At 59.7% G+C, this 18,928-nt stretch carries 19 protein-coding genes; 13 read left to right on the top strand and 6 right to left on the bottom strand.

What is annotated here, in order from left to right; all coding sequences use genetic code 11:
* Positions 1 to 4: 4 nt before the first annotated feature.
* The gene (locus QZR14_RS14435; RefSeq protein ID WP_250605768.1) at positions 5 to 568 is read right to left on the bottom strand and encodes a transporter substrate-binding domain-containing protein; all 564 of its coding nucleotides are present in this window, start codon (positions 566 to 568) and stop codon (positions 5 to 7) included.
* A gap of 135 nt (positions 569 to 703) precedes the next feature.
* On the opposite strand from QZR14_RS14435, the gene QZR14_RS14440 reads away from it, so the two are divergent.
* Positions 704 to 1,129: a DUF4399 domain-containing protein gene (locus QZR14_RS14440; protein WP_093429790.1), complete on the top strand. Its 426-nt coding sequence runs from the start codon at positions 704 to 706 to the stop codon at positions 1,127 to 1,129.
* Positions 1,130 to 1,226: 97 nt separating this feature from the next.
* Here QZR14_RS14440 and serA read toward each other — a convergent pair whose 3' ends face one another.
* Positions 1,227 to 2,456, bottom strand: a complete 1,230-nt coding sequence (gene serA / locus QZR14_RS14445; protein ID WP_064116317.1) for a phosphoglycerate dehydrogenase — start codon at positions 2,454 to 2,456, stop codon at positions 1,227 to 1,229.
* A 206-nt stretch (positions 2,457 to 2,662) separates the two neighbouring features.
* Here serA and QZR14_RS14450 point away from each other — a divergent pair, with 206 nt between their 5' ends.
* The 4 genes from QZR14_RS14450 (at position 2,663) to QZR14_RS14470 (ending at position 6,991) form a co-directional block, all read left to right on the top strand.
* Positions 2,663 to 4,057, top strand: a complete 1,395-nt coding sequence (locus QZR14_RS14450; RefSeq protein WP_250605769.1) for an FAD-binding oxidoreductase — start codon at positions 2,663 to 2,665, stop codon at positions 4,055 to 4,057.
* Positions 4,058 to 4,098: 41 nt separating this feature from the next.
* On the top strand, positions 4,099 to 4,764 hold the full coding sequence (locus QZR14_RS14455) for a fumarylacetoacetate hydrolase family protein (RefSeq protein WP_250605770.1): 666 nt from the start codon (positions 4,099 to 4,101) through the stop codon (positions 4,762 to 4,764).
* Positions 4,765 to 5,032: 268 nt separating this feature from the next.
* Positions 5,033 to 5,956, top strand: coding sequence for an SdiA-regulated domain-containing protein (locus QZR14_RS14465; protein ID WP_311996934.1), 924 nt, complete (start codon positions 5,033 to 5,035; stop codon positions 5,954 to 5,956).
* A gap of 117 nt (positions 5,957 to 6,073) precedes the next feature.
* A complete protein-coding gene (locus QZR14_RS14470; protein ID WP_311996935.1) occupies positions 6,074 to 6,991 on the top strand; it encodes an SdiA-regulated domain-containing protein in 918 nt (305 codons plus the stop codon).
* A 146-nt stretch (positions 6,992 to 7,137) separates the two neighbouring features.
* Here QZR14_RS14470 and rpiA read toward each other — a convergent pair whose 3' ends face one another.
* Positions 7,138 to 7,812, bottom strand: coding sequence for a ribose-5-phosphate isomerase RpiA (rpiA, locus tag QZR14_RS14475; protein ID WP_007913886.1), 675 nt, complete (start codon positions 7,810 to 7,812; stop codon positions 7,138 to 7,140).
* Positions 7,813 to 7,960: 148 nt separating this feature from the next.
* Here rpiA and ilvA point away from each other — a divergent pair, with 148 nt between their 5' ends.
* Positions 7,961 to 9,475: a threonine ammonia-lyase, biosynthetic gene (ilvA, locus tag QZR14_RS14480; protein WP_041072159.1), complete on the top strand. Its 1,515-nt coding sequence runs from the start codon at positions 7,961 to 7,963 to the stop codon at positions 9,473 to 9,475.
* Between the two features lie 40 nt (positions 9,476 to 9,515).
* The gene (locus QZR14_RS14485) at positions 9,516 to 9,929 is read left to right on the top strand and encodes a DUF2269 family protein (protein ID WP_250605773.1); all 414 of its coding nucleotides are present in this window, start codon (positions 9,516 to 9,518) and stop codon (positions 9,927 to 9,929) included.
* Between the two features lie 120 nt (positions 9,930 to 10,049).
* Here QZR14_RS14485 and QZR14_RS14490 read toward each other — a convergent pair whose 3' ends face one another.
* Positions 10,050 to 10,706, bottom strand: a complete 657-nt coding sequence (locus QZR14_RS14490) for an HAD family hydrolase (protein ID WP_311996936.1) — start codon at positions 10,704 to 10,706, stop codon at positions 10,050 to 10,052.
* A 143-nt stretch (positions 10,707 to 10,849) separates the two neighbouring features.
* On the opposite strand from QZR14_RS14490, the gene QZR14_RS14495 reads away from it, so the two are divergent.
* Together QZR14_RS14495 and ptsP are read left to right on the top strand one after the other, a co-directional pair.
* Positions 10,850 to 11,329 (top strand): RNA pyrophosphohydrolase, encoded by a 480-nt coding sequence (locus QZR14_RS14495; protein WP_003229203.1) that lies wholly within the window; start codon positions 10,850 to 10,852, stop codon positions 11,327 to 11,329.
* Positions 11,330 to 11,351: 22 nt separating this feature from the next.
* Entirely contained in the window at positions 11,352 to 13,631 is a 2,280-nt protein-coding gene (gene ptsP / locus QZR14_RS14500) for a phosphoenolpyruvate--protein phosphotransferase (RefSeq protein WP_250605775.1), read from the top strand.
* Between the two features lie 230 nt (positions 13,632 to 13,861).
* Here ptsP and QZR14_RS14505 read toward each other — a convergent pair whose 3' ends face one another.
* Complete coding sequence (locus tag QZR14_RS14505) at positions 13,862 to 14,608, bottom strand: NRDE family protein (protein WP_123454401.1); 747 nt, start codon at positions 14,606 to 14,608, stop codon at positions 13,862 to 13,864.
* A gap of 132 nt (positions 14,609 to 14,740) precedes the next feature.
* On the opposite strand from QZR14_RS14505, the gene QZR14_RS14510 reads away from it, so the two are divergent.
* The 4 genes from QZR14_RS14510 (at position 14,741) to QZR14_RS14525 (ending at position 18,426) form a co-directional block, all read left to right on the top strand.
* Complete coding sequence (locus QZR14_RS14510; RefSeq protein WP_311996937.1) at positions 14,741 to 15,523, top strand: sulfite exporter TauE/SafE family protein; 783 nt, start codon at positions 14,741 to 14,743, stop codon at positions 15,521 to 15,523.
* A 79-nt stretch (positions 15,524 to 15,602) separates the two neighbouring features.
* Positions 15,603 to 16,418, top strand: a complete 816-nt coding sequence (gene lgt, locus QZR14_RS14515; RefSeq protein ID WP_095186949.1) for a prolipoprotein diacylglyceryl transferase — start codon at positions 15,603 to 15,605, stop codon at positions 16,416 to 16,418.
* 50 nt (positions 16,419 to 16,468) lie between these two features.
* On the top strand, positions 16,469 to 17,440 hold the full coding sequence (locus QZR14_RS14520; protein WP_034153704.1) for a thymidylate synthase: 972 nt from the start codon (positions 16,469 to 16,471) through the stop codon (positions 17,438 to 17,440).
* A 152-nt stretch (positions 17,441 to 17,592) separates the two neighbouring features.
* Positions 17,593 to 18,426 (top strand): hypothetical protein, encoded by an 834-nt coding sequence (locus tag QZR14_RS14525; RefSeq protein WP_250605777.1) that lies wholly within the window; start codon positions 17,593 to 17,595, stop codon positions 18,424 to 18,426.
* Between the two features lie 20 nt (positions 18,427 to 18,446).
* Here QZR14_RS14525 and cadR read toward each other — a convergent pair whose 3' ends face one another.
* A complete protein-coding gene (gene cadR / locus QZR14_RS14530) occupies positions 18,447 to 18,896 on the bottom strand; it encodes a Cd(II)/Pb(II)-responsive transcriptional regulator (protein WP_007912999.1) in 450 nt (149 codons plus the stop codon).
* Positions 18,897 to 18,928: the final 32 nt, after the last annotated feature.

Raw genomic sequence — 18,928 nt, forward strand, 5'->3', positions numbered from 1 at the left:
GCTTTTAAGGCTTCAACCACTTCTCAGTCAGCGCTGCCAGGCGCCCATCCGCCTTGATCCGCTGCATCGCGCTCGCAAGGCTGGCCTGAAACGCCGGATTGCCCTTCTGAAACGGAATCGCCAAATCCACCGGCTCTGTCGCTTTCGGCTTCTCTTCCGTCAACGCCTGCACCAGCACCATCGGCCGTGGCTGCTCATCTTTCTTCGCCAGCAATTGCGCATCGACCTTGCCGTAAGACTCGCTGAAGTCGAAACGATCCTTGAGTTCGGGTGTCAGTGCTATGTGGTTGAGCGCGACGTCGTACTTGCCGCTTTCAACGCCCTGGAGCAGGTCGGCCTCATCCGTGACGATGAAGTCGGCGCGCACATCCAGCTCGTTGGCCAGCAGTTGCCCAAGCTCGACCTCGAACCCCGTGAGTGTGTCGCCTTCCTTGAAGTTGAAGGGCGGTGTATTAGCCTCAAGGGCTATGCGCAGCTCGCCACGGTCGTTGACGTCATCAATCAGTTCGGCATGAGCCAAAGGGCTCAGAAGGGGTAGCAGGCAGATCAGGCCAGGCAGAAAACGCATGGTCACTCCTTTGAAATCATTATCGCGACGCTCTGAGTCAGGCTCGCTTTGCTATGGTTGTCGAGTGCCTTCGACAACGAATGGTCGTGAAGTTGTCATGACCATACGGATTTTACGGAAAAACTGGAGAAGAAAATGAAAAGCTTTATGTCACGTGCAGCGTTGGCGGGTGTGTTGATGGGTGTTTCGGTGCTGGCCAGTGCGGCGACACCGGCCCCTAAAGGCGCCGAAGTGTTCATCGTTTCTCCCGAAGACGGGGCCACGGTTTCGCAGACCTTCACCGTCAAGTTCGGTACCAAGGACGTTGCACTGGCACCGGCCGGTGATGTCACCAAAAACACCGGTCACCACCACCTGCTGATCGACGTCGACAAGCTGCCAGCGGCCGGCGCTCCGATTCCGAATGATGCCAACCACATGCACTTCGGCAAGGCGCAAACCCAGGCCGACGTCAAGCTGGCACCCGGCAAGCACACCCTGCAACTGGAGCTGGGCGACAGCGGCCACATGCCGTTCGATCCGCCAATCGTCTCGAAGAAAATCACCGTCAACGTGGAATAAAAAAGGGAGCCCTTCGGGGCTCCCTTTTTTATCGCTGCAAGCTTCAAGTAAAAGCAAACATCACTTGCCGCTTGTAACTTGAGGCTTGTAGCAGTTCTTAAAAAAGAACCCGGCTACGGATGGTGCCGTTGATGTGCTGCAGCTTCTCTTGCGCCAGGTCCGAGTACTCGGCGTCGACGTCGATCACCACGTAGCCTACCTTCTCGTTGGTCTGCAGGAACTGACCGGAGATGTTGATGCCGTTTTCGGCGAAGACCTTGTTGATCTCGCTCATCACACCCGGGATGTTTTCGTGGATGTGCAGCAGGCGGTGCTTGCCAGGGTGAGCCGGCAGGGCCACTTCCGGGAAGTTCACCGACGAAACGGAAGTACCGTTGTCGCTGTACTTGACCAGTTTTTCCGCCACTTCCAGACCGATGTTGGCTTGCGCTTCGGCGGTCGAACCACCGATGTGCGGGGTCAGGATGACGTTGTCGAGGCCACGCAGCGGGCTTTCGAACTCCTCGTCGTTGGAGCGTGGCTCCACCGGGAATACGTCGATGGCCGCGCCGATCAGGTGCTTGTCCTTGATCGCGTCCGCCAGGGCGTCCAATTCGACCACAGTGCCGCGCGCCGCGTTGATCAGAATGCCGCCCTTCTTGATGGCGCGGATTTCCTTCTCGCCGATCATCCACTGGGTCGCAGCGGTTTCCGGAACGTGCAGGGTGACGATGTCGGACATGCCCAGCAGCTCGTGCAGGTTGCCGACCTGCGTGGCGTTGCCCAGTGGCAGCTTGGTCACGGTGTCGTAGAAGAACACCTGCATGCCCAAACCTTCCGCCAGAACCGACAGTTGCGTACCGATCGAGCCATAGCCGACGATGCCGAGTTTCTTGCCACGGATCTCGAAGGAGTTGGCTGCCGACTTGATCCAGCCGCCACGGTGGCAGGAAGCGTTCTTCTCAGGGATGCCGCGCAGCAGCAGGATCGCTTCGGCCAGCACCAGTTCCGCTACGGAGCGGGTGTTGGAGTACGGCGCGTTGAACACGGCGATGCCGCGCTCACGGGCAGCACTCAGGTCAACCTGGTTGGTGCCGATGCAGAAACAGCCGACCGCGACCAGCTTCTTCGCGTGATCGAAGATCTCTTCGGTCAGTTGGGTGCGCGAACGAATGCCGATGAAGTGAGCGTCAGCGATCTTTTCCTTGAGCTGGGCTTCCGGCAAGGAACCTGTCAGGTATTCGATGCTGGTGTAGCCCGCCGCCTTGAGGACGTCGACAGCCGATTGGTGGACGCCTTCGAGAAGAAGGAACTTGATCTTGCTCTTATCGAGAGAAGTCTTGCTCATCTGCGTAAACCTGTATCCCGGAGAAAAATGGCAGGGAGGGGAGCAGCCTGGAGCTGACCCAAACGGCAGGAAAGCCGTTACCGCAGAACTGGCCTTGGGCACTGGCCTGCGGGGTCGGTATGCTAGCATAGCCGCCCTGCTAAACACTCATTCCTGCGACGTGAAGCGTTCTCAGGATGACCATGAATTGTTCGAGAGTTCTATCGATGACCAATCCTGCCCTGATTGATGAACTGAAGACCCTGGTCGAGCCTGGCAAGGTCCTGACCGACGCCGACTCCCTGAATGCGTACGGCAAGGATTGGACCAAACACTTCGCCCCGGCGCCGAGTGCCATCGTATTTCCCAAGACCATCGAGCAGGTGCAGGCCGTGGTCCGCTGGGCCAACACCCACAAGATTGCGCTGGTGCCATCGGGCGGGCGCACCGGCCTTTCTGCCGCTGCGGTGGCGGCCAACGGCGAAGTGGTCGTCTCGTTCGACTACATGAATCAGATTCTCGACGTGAACCTCACCGACCGCACCGCCGTTTGTCAGCCGGGCGTGGTCACCGAGCATTTGCAGAATGTCGCCGAAGAAAACGGCCTGTACTACCCGGTGGACTTCGCTTCGGCAGGTTCCAGCCAGATTGGCGGCAATATCGGCACCAATGCCGGCGGGATCAAAGTGATTCGCTACGGCATGACCCGCAACTGGGTCGCCGGCATGAAAGTCGTCACCGGCAAAGGCGATGTGCTGGAACTGAACAAAGACCTGATCAAGAACGCCACCGGTTACGACCTGCGTCAGTTGTTCATCGGCGCCGAAGGCACCCTCGGTTTTGTCGTCGAAGCGACCATGCGCCTGGATCGCGCGCCGAAAAACCTCACTGCCATGGTGCTCGGCACCGCTGATTTCGACTCGATCATGCCGGTGCTGCACGCGTTCCAGGGCAAGCTCGACCTGACCGCGTTTGAATTCTTCTCCGACAAGGCACTGGCCAAGGTCATGGGCCGTGGCGACGTACCGGCGCCATTCGAAACCGACTGCCCGTTCTACGCGCTGCTGGAATTTGAAGCGACTACTGAAGAAGTGGCCAACAGCGCACTGGAAACCTTCGAGCATTGCGTCGAGCAGGGCTGGGTGCTGGACGGCGTGATGAGCCAGAGCGAAACCCAGTTGCAGAACCTGTGGAAGCTGCGCGAGTACATCTCTGAAACCATCTCGCACTGGACCCCGTACAAGAACGACATCTCGGTCACCGTGTCGAAAGTGCCAGCGTTCTTGCAGGAAATCGACGCGATCGTCGGTGAGCACTATCCGGATTTCGAGATCGTCTGGTTCGGCCACATCGGCGACGGCAACCTGCACTTGAACATCCTCAAGCCGGATAACCTGAGCAAGGACGAGTTCTTCGCCAAGTGCGCGACCGTCAACAAGTGGGTGTTCGAAACCGTTGAGAAGTACAACGGCTCGATCTCCGCCGAACACGGTGTCGGCATGACCAAGCGCGATTACTTGACCTACAGCCGCTCCCCGGTCGAGATCGAGTACATGAAAGCGGTGAAAGCGGTGTTCGACCCGAACGGCATCATGAACCCGGGCAAGATTTTCGCGGTTTGATCGGCAATCTTTGATGAATCAATGAAGGCAGGAGTCGGTAAATGAGCTATCAGCACCAGTACGTCGACGGCACGCGCATTCACTTCCCGATCGGGAAAGTCGTGTGCATTGGCCGCAATTACGCCGAACACGCCAAGGAACTGGACAACCCGGTGCCTACCGAACCGCTGCTGTTCATCAAACCGGGCAGTTGCGTGGTGCCGCTTGAAGGTGGTTTCAGCATTCCGACCGAACGCGGTTCGGTGCACTACGAAGCGGAAATCGCCGTGTTGATCGGCAAACCGTTGTCGACCAGGCCGAGCCGTGAAGAAGTGCTCGACGCTATTTCCGGTTTCGCCCCGGCGCTCGACCTGACCCTGCGTGACAAGCAAGCCGAACTGAAAGCCAAAGGCCTGCCGTGGGAAATCGCCAAGTCGTTCGACGGCGCGGCGGTGCTTGCCCCGTTCGTGGTCGGCAGCACCTTCGCTGACCTGACCGACATTGGCATTCGCCTGACCATCAACGGCGAAGTGCGTCAGGACGGCAACAGCAGCGCGATGCTCAACCCGATCGTGCCGATGATCCAGCACATGGCGGGTTGCTTCTCGCTGCAGGCCGGTGACGTGATCCTCACCGGCACGCCAGTGGGTGTCGGCCCGCTGAACGTTGGTGATGACATCGTCCTCGAACTGGTCGGCGCGAGCAGCTTCACCAGCAGCGTGCGCTAATCGCCACACTGCAAATCCCCTGTGGGAGCGAGCCTGCTCGCGAAAGCGTCAGGTCAGTCGACATCATCGTTGACTGACACTCTGCCTTCGCGAGCAGGCTCGCTCCCACATTGTTTTGTGATGCCCTGAAGATGGCGGGCAACACACGACAATCCCGCCATTTGCCGTTTTTTTCACATCGTGTACGGATAATTCCTCTCATTCTGGCGTCTGAGCCGGCCTCTTTGTGCTATTACCCATAGCCTGAATTTTCGGAACGCGTCCATCGATGTCATCTCAAACTCAGCTCAAGCCCACCCGCCGTTCACGTTTCGCCCTGCGTTGGTATGTCTGGCTATTGCTGGTGCTTGCCGCCGCCTATGCCCTGGCGTTTGCCATGCATTGGGATGATCGCGGTGTGTTGTGGCTGCAGGAGCGCTTCGAAAGCCAGGCCGAGCAGAAAGACAGCATCTGGCTGCCGGACTACCGGGTAGTGATCGATGCCAAGCCGTTGACGGGTATGGAGAAGGACGAAGCCTCGGATCTGTCGTACAACCCGCAGACCAAAACGCTGTTTTCGGTGATGGGTAAAAACCCGTTTCTCGCCGAGCTGACGCTGCAAGGCGAGGTGTTGCGCAAGATGCCGCTGGTGGGCTGGAGCAATCCGGAAGGCCTGACCGTCATGGAAAATGGCCTGATGGCCATCGTCGATGAGCGTCAGCACATGCTGTCGATCGTCAAGGTCGACGCTGACACCCGCGAATTGAACATCGCCGATTTCCCGAAATACGATCTCGGCCCTTCGAAAGATCAGAACAAGGCCTTCGAGGCAATTACCTGGGATGCGCACAACCAGCAATTACTGCTGGGTGAGGAGCGGCCACCAGCGCTGTTTACCTGGAAAAGCGATGGCAGCCAGATCCTCAAGGGCGACAAGCAAAAACTCGCCAGTGATGAACTGGATATTCGCAACCTCTCGGCGCTGGAAATCGATCCGCGCACGCGTCATACGCTGGTGCTGTCTGCTGATTCGCACTTGCTGCTGGAACTGGACGAGAAGGGCGAACAGGTCAGCTTCATGACCCTGCTCGGTGGCTTCAACGGTCTGAAAAACACCATCCCCCGCGCCGAAGGCGTGACCATGGACGAGGCGGGCACGCTGTACATGGTCAGCGAGCCGAACTTGTTTTATCGCTTCGAAAAACAGCAATAACTGTCCTCGCGGCAATTTCAGACAAGTCTGATTGTCCTGACAGGCAAGTGGCCATTAAGCTTCAGTTCAGACAGGCGTGATATTTCATCCGCCTGTTTTGATTCCGAGCCCGCCCGAATGCGTCGACTTGCCCGCCCCAAGCCTTTGATTATCATCCTGTCGGTGATTGCCCTGATCGCGTTGGTCGCGATCGGCCAATACATGCGCCTTTTCGAGCGCGCCTGGTTCAACCTGCATACTCTGTGGCAGCCGCTGAACAGTCAGGCCATCGGCCTGGATCAATATCGCGTAGACATCGAGGCACGGGTGATCGATGGGCTGGAGGCCGATGTTTCGGCGCTGACCTTCGATCCGGTGCGCAAAAGCCTGTTTACCGTGACCAACAAGAATGCCGAACTGGTCGAGTTGTCGCTGGAAGGCAAGATCCTGCGGCGCATCGCCCTGATTGGCTTCGGCGATCCGGAGGCGGTCGAGTACATCAGCGCTGACACTTACGTGATCACTGACGAGCGCCAGCAGCGGCTGATCAAGATTCACCTGGAGGACGACACCACCTTCCTCGACGCGGCGGACGCCGAGCAGATGACCCTCGGCGTGCACATGGCCGGCAACAAGGGCTTCGAAGGCCTGGCTTACGACTCGGTGGGCAAGCGTCTGTTTGTTGCGAAAGAGCGTAATCCGATGCTGATCTACGAAGTGCACGGTTTTCCGCACTTCAATCCGGAGAAGTCCTACGCGGTGCATGTGATCAACGATCCAAAGCGTGACGCCGGGATGTTTGTGCGCGATCTGTCGAGTCTGCAGTACGACGAGCGCAGCGGGCATCTGCTGGCGCTGTCGGATGAGTCACGGCTGATTCTGGAACTGGATGTTGACGGGCGCCCGTTGAGCACCATGTCCATCAGTGGCGGCCGGCAGGGTTTGAAGAAAACCGTGCCGCAGGCCGAAGGCATAGCGATGGATGATGACGGGACGTTGTATCTGGTGAGTGAGCCGAACCTGTTTTACGTCTTCAAAAAACCAGCCCCGAACTAATCAACACCCCAAAACACTGTGGGAGCGAGCCTGCTCGCGAAGGCGTCGTGTCAGCCAATGAAAATGTTGGCTGAACTGGCGCTTTCGCGAGCAGGCTCGCTCCCACAGGTTTATTCGTCTGCCAATAAAGGGTGGGCAGTCTGGGCTTACTCAGCCTTGAGGGTTTTCACACCTTCACTGGTACCCAGCAACAACAGGTCCGCCGGACGCGCCGCGAACAGCCCGTTGGTCACCACGCCGACAATTGCATTGATCTGCGCTTCCAGCTCCACCGGGTTGGTGATCTGCAGGTTGAACACGTCCAGGATGATGTTGCCGTTGTCCGTCAGCACGCCTTCGCGGTACACCGGATCGCCGCCCAGTTTCACCAGTTGGCGGGCAACGTGGCTGCGGGCCATCGGGATCACTTCGACCGGCAGCGGGAACTCGCCCAGTACCGGCACCAGTTTGCTGGCGTCGGCGATGCAGATGAAGGTCTTGGCCACGGCGGCAACGATCTTCTCGCGGGTCAATGCGGCGCCGCCGCCCTTGATCAGGTTCAAGTGCGCGTCGCTTTCGTCAGCGCCGTCGACGTAGAACTCCAGGTCGCTGACGGTGTTCAGTTCATACACCGGAATCCCGTGACCCTTGAGGCGCGCGGCGGTGGCTTCGGAACTGGCGACGGCGCCATCGAATGCGCCCTTGTGCTGGGCCAGCGCGTCGATGAAGCAGTTGGCGGTGGAGCCGGTGCCGACCCCAACGATGCTCTTGTCGTCGAGTTTCGGAAGGATGAAGTCGACGGCGGCCTGAGCCACTGCCTGTTTGAGTTGATCCTGGGTCATGCGGGCTCCGGAAGCGGGCAAGGTGATAACGGAAAGGCCGGCATTATAGCCGCAAGCGCGGCTAAAACCTCTGGATTCGTGTGGTCGTCCGGGCAAAAGCCGGGTTAGACTCCTTGGCCCTGCCCAACCCGCTCAGTGATGCTTTCCGATGCTCGAACAGTACGTCAAGAAGATCCTCACCTCGCGCGTTTATGACGTTGCCGTAGAAACCCCGTTGCAGAACGCTCGTCAGCTCTCCGAGCGGCTGGGCAATGACATTTGGCTCAAGCGTGAAGACTTGCAGCCGGTGTTCTCGTTCAAGATTCGCGGCGCCTACAACAAGCTGACCCAGCTGACTGACGAAGAGCGCGCCCGTGGCGTGGTCACCGCGTCGGCGGGCAACCATGCGCAAGGTCTGGCCCTGGCGGCGAAAGTGCTGGGCGTCAAAGCCACCATCGTCATGCCCAAGACCACCCCGGAGATCAAAGTCGAAGGCGTGCGTTCGCGTGGCGGCAAGGTGGTGCTGCACGGTGATTCCTTCCCGGAAGCCCTGGCTTATTCGCTGAAACTGGTCGATGAAAAAGGCTACGTCTACATCCACCCATACGATGATCCGCACACCATTGCCGGGCAGGGCACCGTGGCGATGGAAATTCTGCGCCAGCACCCGCAGCCGCTGGACGCGATTTTCGTTCCGGTCGGCGGCGGTGGTCTGATCGCCGGCATCGCTGCGTATGTGAAATACCTGCGCCCGGACATCAAAGTCATCGGCGTTGAACCGGATGATTCCAACTGTCTGCAAGCGGCGATGGCTGCCGGCGAGCGCGTGGTGCTGCCGACCGTGGGCATCTTCGCGGACGGCGTAGCAGTGGCGCAGATCGGCCAGCACACCTTCGATATCTGCAAAGACTACGTCGATGAAGTGATCACCGTCAGCACCGACGAGATCTGTGCAGCGATCAAGGATATCTACGACGATACCCGCTCGATCACCGAACCTGCAGGCGCTTTGGGCGTGGCCGGGATCAAGAAATACGTCGAGTTGCGCGGCGTCAGCGGCCAGACCTTCGTAGCCATCGACTCCGGCGCCAACGTCAACTTCGATCGCTTGCGCCACGTCGCCGAACGCGCCGAGCTGGGTGAAGGCCGCGAAGCGATCATTGCCGTGACCATCCCCGAGAAGGCCGGCAGTTTCAAGGCGTTCTGCGAAGCGATCGGCAAGCGTCAGATCACCGAATTCAACTACCGCTACAACACCGGCAGCGAAGCGCACATCTTCGTTGGCGTGCAGACCCACCCGGAAAACGACCCGCGCAGTGCATTGCTGGCGAGCCTCACCGAACAGGGTTTCCCGGTGCTCGACCTGACCGACAACGAACTGGCCAAACTGCACATCCGCCACATGGTCGGCGGCCACGCGGCGCACGTGATTGACGAAGTGGTGTTCCGCTTCGAGTTCCCGGAGCGTCCGGGCGCGCTGTTCAACTTCCTCAACAAGCTCGGTGGGCGCTGGAATATCTCGATGTTTCACTACCGCAACCACGGTGCTGCCGATGGCCGCGTGGTCGCCGGCCTGCAAGTCCCGCACGATGAGCGTCATCTGGTGCCGGCAGCGCTTGAGGAAATCGGCTACCCGTACTGGGACGAAAGCGAGAACCCGGCCTATCAGCTGTTTCTTGGCTGAGCGGCTACGCTGATGGGCATGGCCCAAGGAAGACGAACACATGGAAACCCTGACCACCCTGAAAGTCCTTCACGTCGCGGCGACCGTGGTGATCCTCGCGAGCGGGCTGGGACTCGCCGCCCTGACCTGGCGTAATCGCAGCGAAGGGCCGGCCAGCACGATGCAGCGTCCCTGGCTGTTTATCTGGTGTTTGATGCTGATCGGCATGTTCAGCATGCCCTTCACCGGCTGGTGGTTGGTGCATCTGATTGGCTGGCCATTGGGGCAGTTGTGGATTCTGGGTTCCAGCGTGATCTATGCCGTGGCCACGTTCAGTGCGGTCTGGCTGCTGGTTCGGCTGAATCGGCTGTGGACGAGCGGGGTCGGCAATCGGAAATTCAATCTGGCACTGGCGATTGTCAGCGGCGTCGGATTTCTCGCCGTTGCGGCGTTGATGGGGGCCAAGCCTGTTTAAGGCTTGAGACCGATTTGCTCCAATCGCTGGCAAGCCAGCTCCCACAGGGCTTTTCGGTGAGCACAGATTTTGTGAACGCCCGCGAAACCTGTGGGAGCTGGCTTGCCAGCGATGGCGTAATCAGTTGCGCAGACTGATCACCTGCCAGCCACGCTTTTCGGCTTCGGCACGCAAATTCGGATCCGGATCGACCGCGACGGGATTCGCCACCTGCTCCAGCAGCGGCAAATCATTCATCGAGTCGCTGTAGAAATAGCTGTCGTCCAGCGAATACCCGGTCTCTTCCAGCCAACGGTTCAGGCGCGTTACCTTGCCTTCGCGGAAGCACGGGACATCGGTGCTGCGTCCGCTGTAGCGGCCGTCGATCATTTCGCATTCGGTGGCGATCAGGGTTTCAACGCCCAGGCGCACGGCAATCGGTGCGGTGACGAAGCGGTTGGTCGCGGTGATGATCACCAGTTTGTCGCCGGCATCGCGGTGTTGTTTCAGCAGTTCCAGCGCCTTCGGCAGCACGATCGGTTCGATGCAGTCGCGCATGTAATCGTTGTGCCATTGCTCGAGCACGGCCATTTCGGTGCGGCCGAGGATCTCCAGGCAGAAGTTCAGGTACGCGGCGTTATCCAGTTGGCCGGCCAGGTAATCCTGATAGAACTCGTCGTTGCGCGCCTTGTACGCAATCGGGTCGAGGAAGCCGCGTTCACACAGATAGTCGCCCCAGGCGTGATCGCTGTCGCCGCCCAGAAGGGTGTTGTCCAAATCGAATAGAGCCAGGCGCATTGCAGTTACCCGCTGAAAAGTCAGTAAAAAGGCGACAAGAATACGGTCTTTTCACAAGAGTGCACATAAGGTAGGAAGCCTCGTTGCCGCCTTATCAACCTTTGTGGAACAATGCGACGACATGCGTTTGCGAGGTTGTTGCCGTGATCGACCCCGATGGTTTCCGCCCCAATGTCGGGATCATTCTGACGAATGACGCCGGCCAGGTGCTATGGGCTCGCCGTATCAATCAAGATGCCTGGCAGTTTCCGCAAGGGGGAATCAACCCTGAAGAGACGCCGGAAGACGCCTTGTACCGCGAGCTGAACGAAGAAGTTGGCCTGGAACGTGAAGATGTTGAAATACTGGCCTGTACCCGGGGCTGGTTGCGCTATCGTTTGCCGCAACGTCTGGTGCGTACGCACAGCCAACCGCTGTGCATCGGCCAGAAACAGAAATGGTTTCTCCTGCGCCTGATCTCCAACGAGCAGCGGGTGCGGATGGATTTGACCGGTAAACCGGAGTTCGATGGCTGGCGCTGGGTCAGCTATTGGTATCCGTTGGGCCAGGTGGTGACATTCAAGCGCGAGGTGTATCGCCGCGCCCTCAAAGAGCTTGCCCCGCGCCTTTTAGCGCGCGACTGACGACGGAGTTCGACCCCGAGCCATGCTCAATACGCTGCGCAAGATCGTCCAGGAAGTTAACTCCGCCAAGGATCTCAAGGCGGCGTTGGGGATTATTGTGTTGCGCGTCAAAGAGGCCATGGGCAGCCAGGTCTGCTCGGTCTACCTGCTTGATCCCGAGACCAACCGCTTCGTCCTGATGGCTACCGAGGGCTTGAACAAGCGCTCGATCGGCAAGGTCAGCATGGCACCCAACGAAGGTCTGGTCGGTCTGGTCGGCACGCGTGAAGAACCCCTGAACCTCGAAAACGCCGCGGATCACCCGCGCTACCGCTACTTCGCCGAAACCGGTGAAGAGCGTTACGCCTCGTTCCTCGGTGCACCGATCATTCACCACCGCCGCGTCGTCGGCGTGTTGGTCATCCAGCAAAAAGAACGCCGCCAGTTCGACGAAGGTGAAGAAGCCTTCCTCGTGACCATGAGCGCGCAGCTCGCCGGGGTTATCGCCCACGCCGAGGCCACCGGTTCGATCCGTGGTCTGGGCCGTCAGGGCAAAGGGATTCAGGAAGCCAAGTTCGTTGGCGTGCCGGGTTCGCCGGGTGCCGCCGTCGGTACCGCCGTGGTCATGCTGCCGCCGGCCGATCTCGACGTGGTGCCGGACAAGACCATCACCGACATCGACGCTGAGCTTGCGCTGTTCAAGACTGCCATCGAAGGCGTGCGCGCCGACATGCGCGCGTTGTCCGCCAAGCTCGCGACCCAGTTGCGCCCGGAAGAGCGCGCGCTGTTCGACGTCTACCTGATGATGCTCGACGATGCCTCGCTCGGCAGCGAAATCACCACCGTGATCAAGACCGGCCAGTGGGCGCAGGGCGCGCTGCGTCAGGTGGTCACTGAGCACGTCAACCGTTTCGAACTGATGGACGACGCCTACCTGCGTGAGCGTGCCTCAGACGTCAAAGACCTGGGTCGCCGCCTGCTCGCCTATTTGCAGGAAGAGCGCCAGCAGAACCTGGTCTACCCGGAAAAAACCATTCTGGTCAGCGAAGAGCTGACGCCGGCAATGCTCGGCGAGGTGCCGGAAGGCACGCTGGTCGGTCTGGTTTCGGTACTCGGCTCGGGTAACTCCCACGTCGCGATCCTCGCCCGTGCGATGGGCATTCCGACGGTCATGGGTCTGGTCGACCTGCCGTACGCCAAGGTCGACGGCATCGAAATGATCGTCGACGGCACACGCGGCGAGGTTTACACCAACCCGAGCGAAGTGCTGCGCAAGCAGTTCGCCGAAGTCGTCGAAGAAGAGAAACAACTGGCGCTGGGCCTCGACACCCTGCGCGACCTGCCGTGCGTGACCCTCGACGGTCACCGCATGCCGCTGTGGGTCAACACCGGCCTGTTGGCCGATGTGGCGCGGGCGCAGAAGCGCGGCGCCGAAGGTGTCGGCCTGTACCGCACCGAAGTGCCGTTCATGATCAACCAGCGCTTCCCGAGCGAGAAGGAGCAACTGGCGATCTACCGCGAGCAGCTCGCCGCGTTCCACCCGCAACCGGTGACCATGCGCAGCCTCGACATCGGCGGTGACAAGTCGCTGTCGTACTTCCCGATCAAGGAAGACAACCCGTTCCTCGGTTGGCGCGGCATTCGCGTCACCCTCGACCACCCGGAAATCTTCCTGGTGCAGACCCGCGCGATGCTCAAGGCCAGCGAAGGCCTGAACAACCTGCGGATTCTGCTGCCGATGATCTCCGGCACTCACGAACTCGAAGAAGCCCTGCACCTGATCCACCGGGCCTGGGGCGAAGTGCGCGACGAAGGCACCGACGTGCCGATGCCGCCGATTGGCGTGATGATCGAGATTCCGGCGGCGGTGTACCAGACCAAGGAACTGGCGCGAATGGTCGACTTCCTGTCCGTCGGTTCCAACGACTTGACCCAGTATCTGCTGGCAGTCGATCGTAACAACCCGCGTGTGGCCGATCTTTACGACTACCTGCATCCGGCGGTGCTGCAAGCCCTGCAAACCGTGGTGCGCGATGCCCATGCCGAAGGCAAACCGGTGAGTATCTGCGGCGAAATGGCCGGTGATCCGGCGGCGGCGGTGCTGTTGATGGCGATGGGTTTCGACAGCCTGTCGATGAACGCCACCAACTTGCCGAAGGTGAAGTGGATGTTGCGTCAGGTGAATCTGAGCAAGGCTCAGGAGTTGCTGGCGGAGCTGATGACCATTGATAACCCGCAAGTTATCCACAGCTCGCTGCAATTGGCGCTGAAGAACCTCGGGTTGTCGAAGATGCATCCGCCGGCGGTCGTCAAAGCCGTCTAAAGATCAAAAGCCCCTCACCCTAACCCTCTCCCGGAGGGAGAGGGGACTGATTGGGGGATGCTGCAGAACTACGCCGACCTGAAAGTGCTGTGCCGAATCCAAAGTCGACTCGACCTGAAAGTGCTTTACCGAATCCATAGTCGACTCGGTCTTTCAGGTCGATGCATGGCTCAAGACACCTCGGTCGGCCCCCTCTCCCTCCGGGAGAGGGCTGGGGTGAGGGTTTGCTCTTAGACGCAAAGCTCAACTTCCCCAAGATGTCCGCCATACGGCCCAAAACTCCGCTCGACCATCCGCCGCGACCCATCCGCCTTCACGATCAACGCCGTACTCGCCCGCGTGCCGTAACTCTGGCTGGCAATAAACACACTCGACAACAATGATTCCGTCGCCAGGCCCACCCCGGTATCCGGTAATTCGGCAAACGGCGCCGTCTGCGCATCGCCCAGCAGCTCCAGCAACCGCTCAGGCTGCGGATCATCCAGCACTGCAGTCAGTGCAGCCTTGGCTTTGAGCAGTTTCGGCCACGGCGTATCCAGCCCCGCATTTGATAGCCCGTAAACCCCCGGCTCCAGCATTACCGGTTCCGACATCCGCGCATTGAAGTGCCACAGCTCATGGCTGTTGCCCAGCAGCAGGTTGAACCCGGCATATTCCGGCGCACGTCCGACCACATCGCTCAAATAATCATCAATTGACGCATCAGCGGTCAGAAACCGCGCCACCAACTCACCCCGTGACTTGCGTGCCGGCGGTTGATGCGGATCGCGAATATTGGTCAGCGCGGCAAAGCGTCCGTTGGCGCCAATCCCCAGCCAGGTGCCGCCGGCCTCAAGATCACGTCCGGCATGCACATGCGGCGCCTCCGGCCAGGGCGCCAGTGGCAGGCTTGGCCGGGCGTAGAACTCGTCACGGTTGGCCGCGACGATCAGCGGCTGGGCATGGCCGGGGCGCCAGGCGAAAACAATCAGGCACATAAGGTGGTCCTTGTGTGTTTTTTGCTCACTCTACGCATCCGGCGTCCGTGCATCCATCGCCAGTGGAGCCAAAGGGTGTGCATCCGTTACCATGCCGCTCCGGTTTTGCGGATGCGGTCTGGGGAGACGGTCATGGAATTTCTGCTCTATCTGGCGCTGGGCGCCTGTGCGGGCGTGCTGGCCGGGCTGTTCGGGGTTGGCGGCGGGATCATTATTGTCCCGGTGCTGGTGTTCAGTTTCACTCTGCAGGGCTTTGATCAGTCGATCCTTACCCATCTGGCGGTCGGGACGTCGCTGGCTACGATCATCTTCACCTCGGTCAACGCCGTGCGTGAACATCACCGTCGTGGCGCAGTGCGCTGGCCGATCTTCATGTGGATGGCCGTGGGTATTCTGATTGGCGCCGGTCTCGGTGCGCTGACCGCGGAAGCGATCTCCGGACCCAACCTGCAAAAAATCATCGGTGTGTTTGCCCTGGTGATTTCCGTGCAACTGGCCCTGGACATCAAACCCAAGGCCAGCCGAACGGTGCCGGGCAAACTCGGTCTTACTGTGGCCGGCAGTGTGATCGGCTGGGCCTCGGCGATTTTCGGGGTGGGCGGCGGTTCGCTGACCGTGCCGTTCCTGACCTGGCGCAGCGTGCCGATGCAGCAAGCGGTGGCGACGTCATCGGCCTGCGGTCTGCCGATCGCTTTGGTCAGTGCATTAAGTTTCATGATTCTGGGCTGGCACGATCCGTTGTTGCCACCGCATAGTCTCGGTTTTGTCTATTTGCCGGCGTTGTTGGGCATCGCCCTCACAAGCATGGTCTTCGCCCGCATCGGCGCGCGTTTGGCGCACAGATTGTCGCCGCGCTTGCTGAAACGGCTGTTCGCCGCTTTGCTGTTCAGCGTGGGCTTGAGCTTCCTGCTTTAACCGCGTCGCAATCCTGGCTTAATCCTGAGGTGGCAGCGTCGCCCGGGAATTTTGGTTTCAACTCTAACGAGGAGTCGCAATGCTGCCTTACCCGCAGATCGACCCGGTGGCCCTGGCCATCGGTCCGCTGAAAATCCACTGGTACGGTCTCATGTACCTCGTCGGCATCGGCGGTGCGTGGCTGCTGGCGTCGCGCCGGCTCAACCGCTTCGACCCGACCTGGTCCAAGGAGAAGCTCTCCGATCTGATCTTCTGGCTGTCGATGGGCGTGATTGTCGGCGGACGTCTGGGCTATGTGCTGTTCTACGATCTGAGCGCTTACCTGGCCAACCCGACGCTGATTTTCGAAGTGTGGAAGGGCGGCATGTCGTTCCACGGCGGTTTCATCGGCGTGATGCTGGCGGCCTTGTGGTTCGGCAAGCGCAACGGCAAGTCGTTCTTCCAGTTGATGGACTTCGTCGCACCGATGGTGCCGATCGGCCTGGGCGCCGGACGTATCGGCAACTTCATCAACGCCGAGCTGTGGGGCAAGGCCACCGACGTGCCGTGGGCGATGGTCTTCCCGCCGTTCAGCGACCCGGCGCAACTGCCGCGTCATCCGTCGCAGTTGTATCAGTTCGCGCTCGAAGGCGTGGCGCTGTTCCTGATCCTGTGGATTTTCTCGCGCAAGCCGCGCCCGACCATGGCCGTTTCCGGCATGTTCGCGCTGTTCTACGGCATCTTCCGTTTCATCGTCGAGTTCGTTCGCGTGCCGGATGCGCAACTGGGCTATCTGGCCTGGAACTGGCTGACCATGGGCCAGGTGCTCTGCGTGCCGATGATCGTCGGCGGGCTGTTCCTGATCTGGCTGGCCTATCGTCGCGCACCGGCAGCACCGCTCGCGCCGACGGCTTAAACTACGAACCCCGGCGCGCGACGCCGGGGCTCAAAGGACACAGGTAACTCATGAAGCAATATCTCGAACTGGTCTCGCACGTCATTCAGAACGGCACCAAACAGGCCAACCGCACCGGCATCAACACCATCAGTTTCCCGGGTGCGATGCTGCGTTTCGATCTGCAGGAAGGTTTTCCGGCGATCACCACGCGCAAAATGGCCTTCAAATCGGCCATTGGCGAGATGTGCGGGTTTCTCCGTGGCGTGAACAACGCCGCTGAATTTCGTGCGCTGGGCTGCAAGGTCTGGGACCAGAACGCCAACGAAAACGCGCAGTGGCTGGCCAACCCGTTCCGTCAGGGCGACGACGACCTCGGCGAAATCTACGGCGTGCAATGGCGCAAATGGCCGGCGTACAAGCAGATCCCGCTGAGTAACACCGCCGCCATCGAACAAACCTTGAGCAATGGCTACAAGCAGATCGCCCAGGGCGAAGAAGACGGTCAGGCCTATGTGGTGTTGTACAAAGCCATCGATCAGGTGCGCCAGTGCGTCGACACGATCATCAACGATCCGGGCAGCCGCCGTATCCTGTTCCACGGCTGGAACGTCGCGCAGCTCGATGAAATGGCCCTGCCGCCATGCCATCTGCTGTACCAGTTCCACCCGAACGTCGAGACCAAAGAGATTTCTCTGACCCTCTACATCCGTTCCAACGATCTGGGCCTGGGCACGCCGTTCAACCTCACCGAGGGCGCCGCGCTGCTGAGCCTGATCGGTCGCCTGACCGGCTACACGCCGCGCTGGTTCACCTATTTCATTGGTGATGCGCACGTCTACGAGAACCATCTGGACATGCTCAACGAACAGCTCAAGCGCGAGCCGTTTGCCATGCCGAAGCTGAAGATCTCCGATCGTGTGCCGGAGTTTGCCAAGACCGGCGTGTATCAGCCGGAATGGCTGGAGCTGGTCGAGCCGAGCGATTTTTCGCTGGAAGGTTATGAGCACCACGCGCCAATGACCGCGCCGATGGCGGTCTGAAAGAAGGCGCAAAGGCGTTTATATTCGGTGCTGGTCTAGCAGACTGTCATGTCTGACAGTAGGCAAATGAAAGAGAGGGTGCTTGACTGATCACGGGCCTAATGGACGTAGGTCAGTCAAACACCCTCTTTTTTCATTTCAGGAGCTTCATCATGACAAGTACAGCATCTGGCGCAACGGCTGGGTTCTCGGAGGTCTTTTTCGGTTTTGCACCCACCGGATCGAAGCAGTTGAACAGTTGGCCGTTTATCGGCTGTGAAAGCCGTTCGGGGCTGTTCCATGCCATTCCGAGTATTGATCCATGGGGATGCGTGGTGCCCATGGAAATATTCAATGGCGCGCCGATTTTCATCGACTCGCTGCGTGTCGGTGTGTCGGTCAATGAGCAGGATTTCCGGATTGGCGATCAGGTTCGGGTGCAATGGAACGCACTCGGTGGTTCCGGCGGTAGCTATAGATCCGAGCCTCAGACCGTGGTGAGTTACATCCCTTTGCATTTTGCGGTTACCGACGAGATCGCAAGGACGTTCGCCGGCGATCGGGTCGAAGTCTTTTTTGTCATTGAAAGAGAGAAAGGCTTTTTGCCCTCCTCGTCGTTGTATATGACGTTCGCGCCGGAACTGGCACAGACCGGCCCGGTTTTTATTGATGCCGTCGCGCAAGGCGTCCTTGAAATCGATCGGCATCCCGAGGGCGTTTGCCTGACCATTCCACGGATTGAAAACCTGAGAACCAACAACGCCATTGAAATGTTCTGGAAAAGCAGTACAAGCGGCGGACAGGCCGGCGCCTGGCGCGACTACCAGCGCAAACTGACGGTCAGCCCCGATTCATCGCACAGTTTTCGGATTGAGCCCTCGGTCTATCAGGCGCATCGTGGCGAGACTGTTCATCTGTTCTGCAGTCTTTTCCTGGGGTCCGGTATGGTCCCCGGACTGGCCTATGGCATGGGTTCCCGTGGCGTAATGGAGTTCAAACTGGTGTAAGCGCTATCGGCGACGAAGGACTAATGCCCATGACTTCTGCCGACATGGGAATGTTCGACCTCCGTCGCCACCACCCCGCCACTCACTTCCAACCGCTGCAAAATCCCGCATTGATCGGCCATCGGCCCTTCGCCACACCGTTGGCGCAGGTCGAGCAACTGTGTCTGCAACGCCAGCAACCCATCAATTCGCGCCTTCACATGCTGGATATGCTCGTCGATCAATGCATTGACGCTCTCGCATTGATCCTGCGGGCTGTCGCGCAAGGCGAGCAGGCTGCGGATTTCTTCGAGGGTCATGTCGAGGGTGCGGCAGTTGCGGATAAAGGTCAGGCGTTCGGCGTGGGCCTGGGTGTAGACGCGGTAGTTGCCGTCGCTGCGCGCCGGTTCCGGCAGCAGGTTTTCGCGCTCGTAGTAGCGGATGGTTTCCACGGCGCAGTCGGTCAACTTGGCCAGTTCTCCGATCTTCATGACGGTCATCTCCAAATGGGTGCTTGACCCTA

Origin of the sequence: Pseudomonas sp. rhizo66 (assembly GCF_031931925.1) — a bacterium.
Taxonomy (GTDB): domain Bacteria; phylum Pseudomonadota; class Gammaproteobacteria; order Pseudomonadales; family Pseudomonadaceae; genus Aquipseudomonas.

Excerpts from the sequence above, each read along its gene's own strand:
- ptsP (WP_250605775.1), top strand. The coding sequence starts at position 11,352 with ATGCTCAATACGCTGCGCAAGATCGTCCAGGAAGTTAACTCCGCCAAG.
- cadR (WP_007912999.1), bottom strand. The coding sequence starts at position 18,896 with ATGAAGATCGGAGAACTGGCCAAGTTGACCGACTGCGCCGTGGAAACC.
- QZR14_RS14455 (WP_250605770.1), top strand. The coding sequence starts at position 4,099 with ATGAGCTATCAGCACCAGTACGTCGACGGCACGCGCATTCACTTCCCG.
- rpiA (WP_007913886.1), bottom strand. The coding sequence starts at position 7,812 with ATGACCCAGGATCAACTCAAACAGGCAGTGGCTCAGGCCGCCGTCGAC.
- serA (WP_064116317.1), bottom strand. The coding sequence starts at position 2,456 with ATGAGCAAGACTTCTCTCGATAAGAGCAAGATCAAGTTCCTTCTTCTC.
- QZR14_RS14465 (WP_311996934.1), top strand. The coding sequence starts at position 5,033 with ATGTCATCTCAAACTCAGCTCAAGCCCACCCGCCGTTCACGTTTCGCC.
- QZR14_RS14510 (WP_311996937.1), top strand. The coding sequence starts at position 14,741 with ATGGAATTTCTGCTCTATCTGGCGCTGGGCGCCTGTGCGGGCGTGCTG.
- QZR14_RS14505 (WP_123454401.1), bottom strand. The coding sequence starts at position 14,608 with ATGTGCCTGATTGTTTTCGCCTGGCGCCCCGGCCATGCCCAGCCGCTG.
- QZR14_RS14520 (WP_034153704.1), top strand. The coding sequence starts at position 16,469 with ATGAAGCAATATCTCGAACTGGTCTCGCACGTCATTCAGAACGGCACC.
- QZR14_RS14490 (WP_311996936.1), bottom strand. The coding sequence starts at position 10,706 with ATGCGCCTGGCTCTATTCGATTTGGACAACACCCTTCTGGGCGGCGAC.
- QZR14_RS14450 (WP_250605769.1), top strand. The coding sequence starts at position 2,663 with ATGACCAATCCTGCCCTGATTGATGAACTGAAGACCCTGGTCGAGCCT.
- ilvA (WP_041072159.1), top strand. The coding sequence starts at position 7,961 with ATGCTCGAACAGTACGTCAAGAAGATCCTCACCTCGCGCGTTTATGAC.
- QZR14_RS14435 (WP_250605768.1), bottom strand. The coding sequence starts at position 568 with ATGCGTTTTCTGCCTGGCCTGATCTGCCTGCTACCCCTTCTGAGCCCT.
- QZR14_RS14525 (WP_250605777.1), top strand. The coding sequence starts at position 17,593 with ATGACAAGTACAGCATCTGGCGCAACGGCTGGGTTCTCGGAGGTCTTT.
- QZR14_RS14440 (WP_093429790.1), top strand. The coding sequence starts at position 704 with ATGAAAAGCTTTATGTCACGTGCAGCGTTGGCGGGTGTGTTGATGGGT.
- QZR14_RS14470 (WP_311996935.1), top strand. The coding sequence starts at position 6,074 with ATGCGTCGACTTGCCCGCCCCAAGCCTTTGATTATCATCCTGTCGGTG.
- QZR14_RS14485 (WP_250605773.1), top strand. The coding sequence starts at position 9,516 with ATGGAAACCCTGACCACCCTGAAAGTCCTTCACGTCGCGGCGACCGTG.
- lgt (WP_095186949.1), top strand. The coding sequence starts at position 15,603 with ATGCTGCCTTACCCGCAGATCGACCCGGTGGCCCTGGCCATCGGTCCG.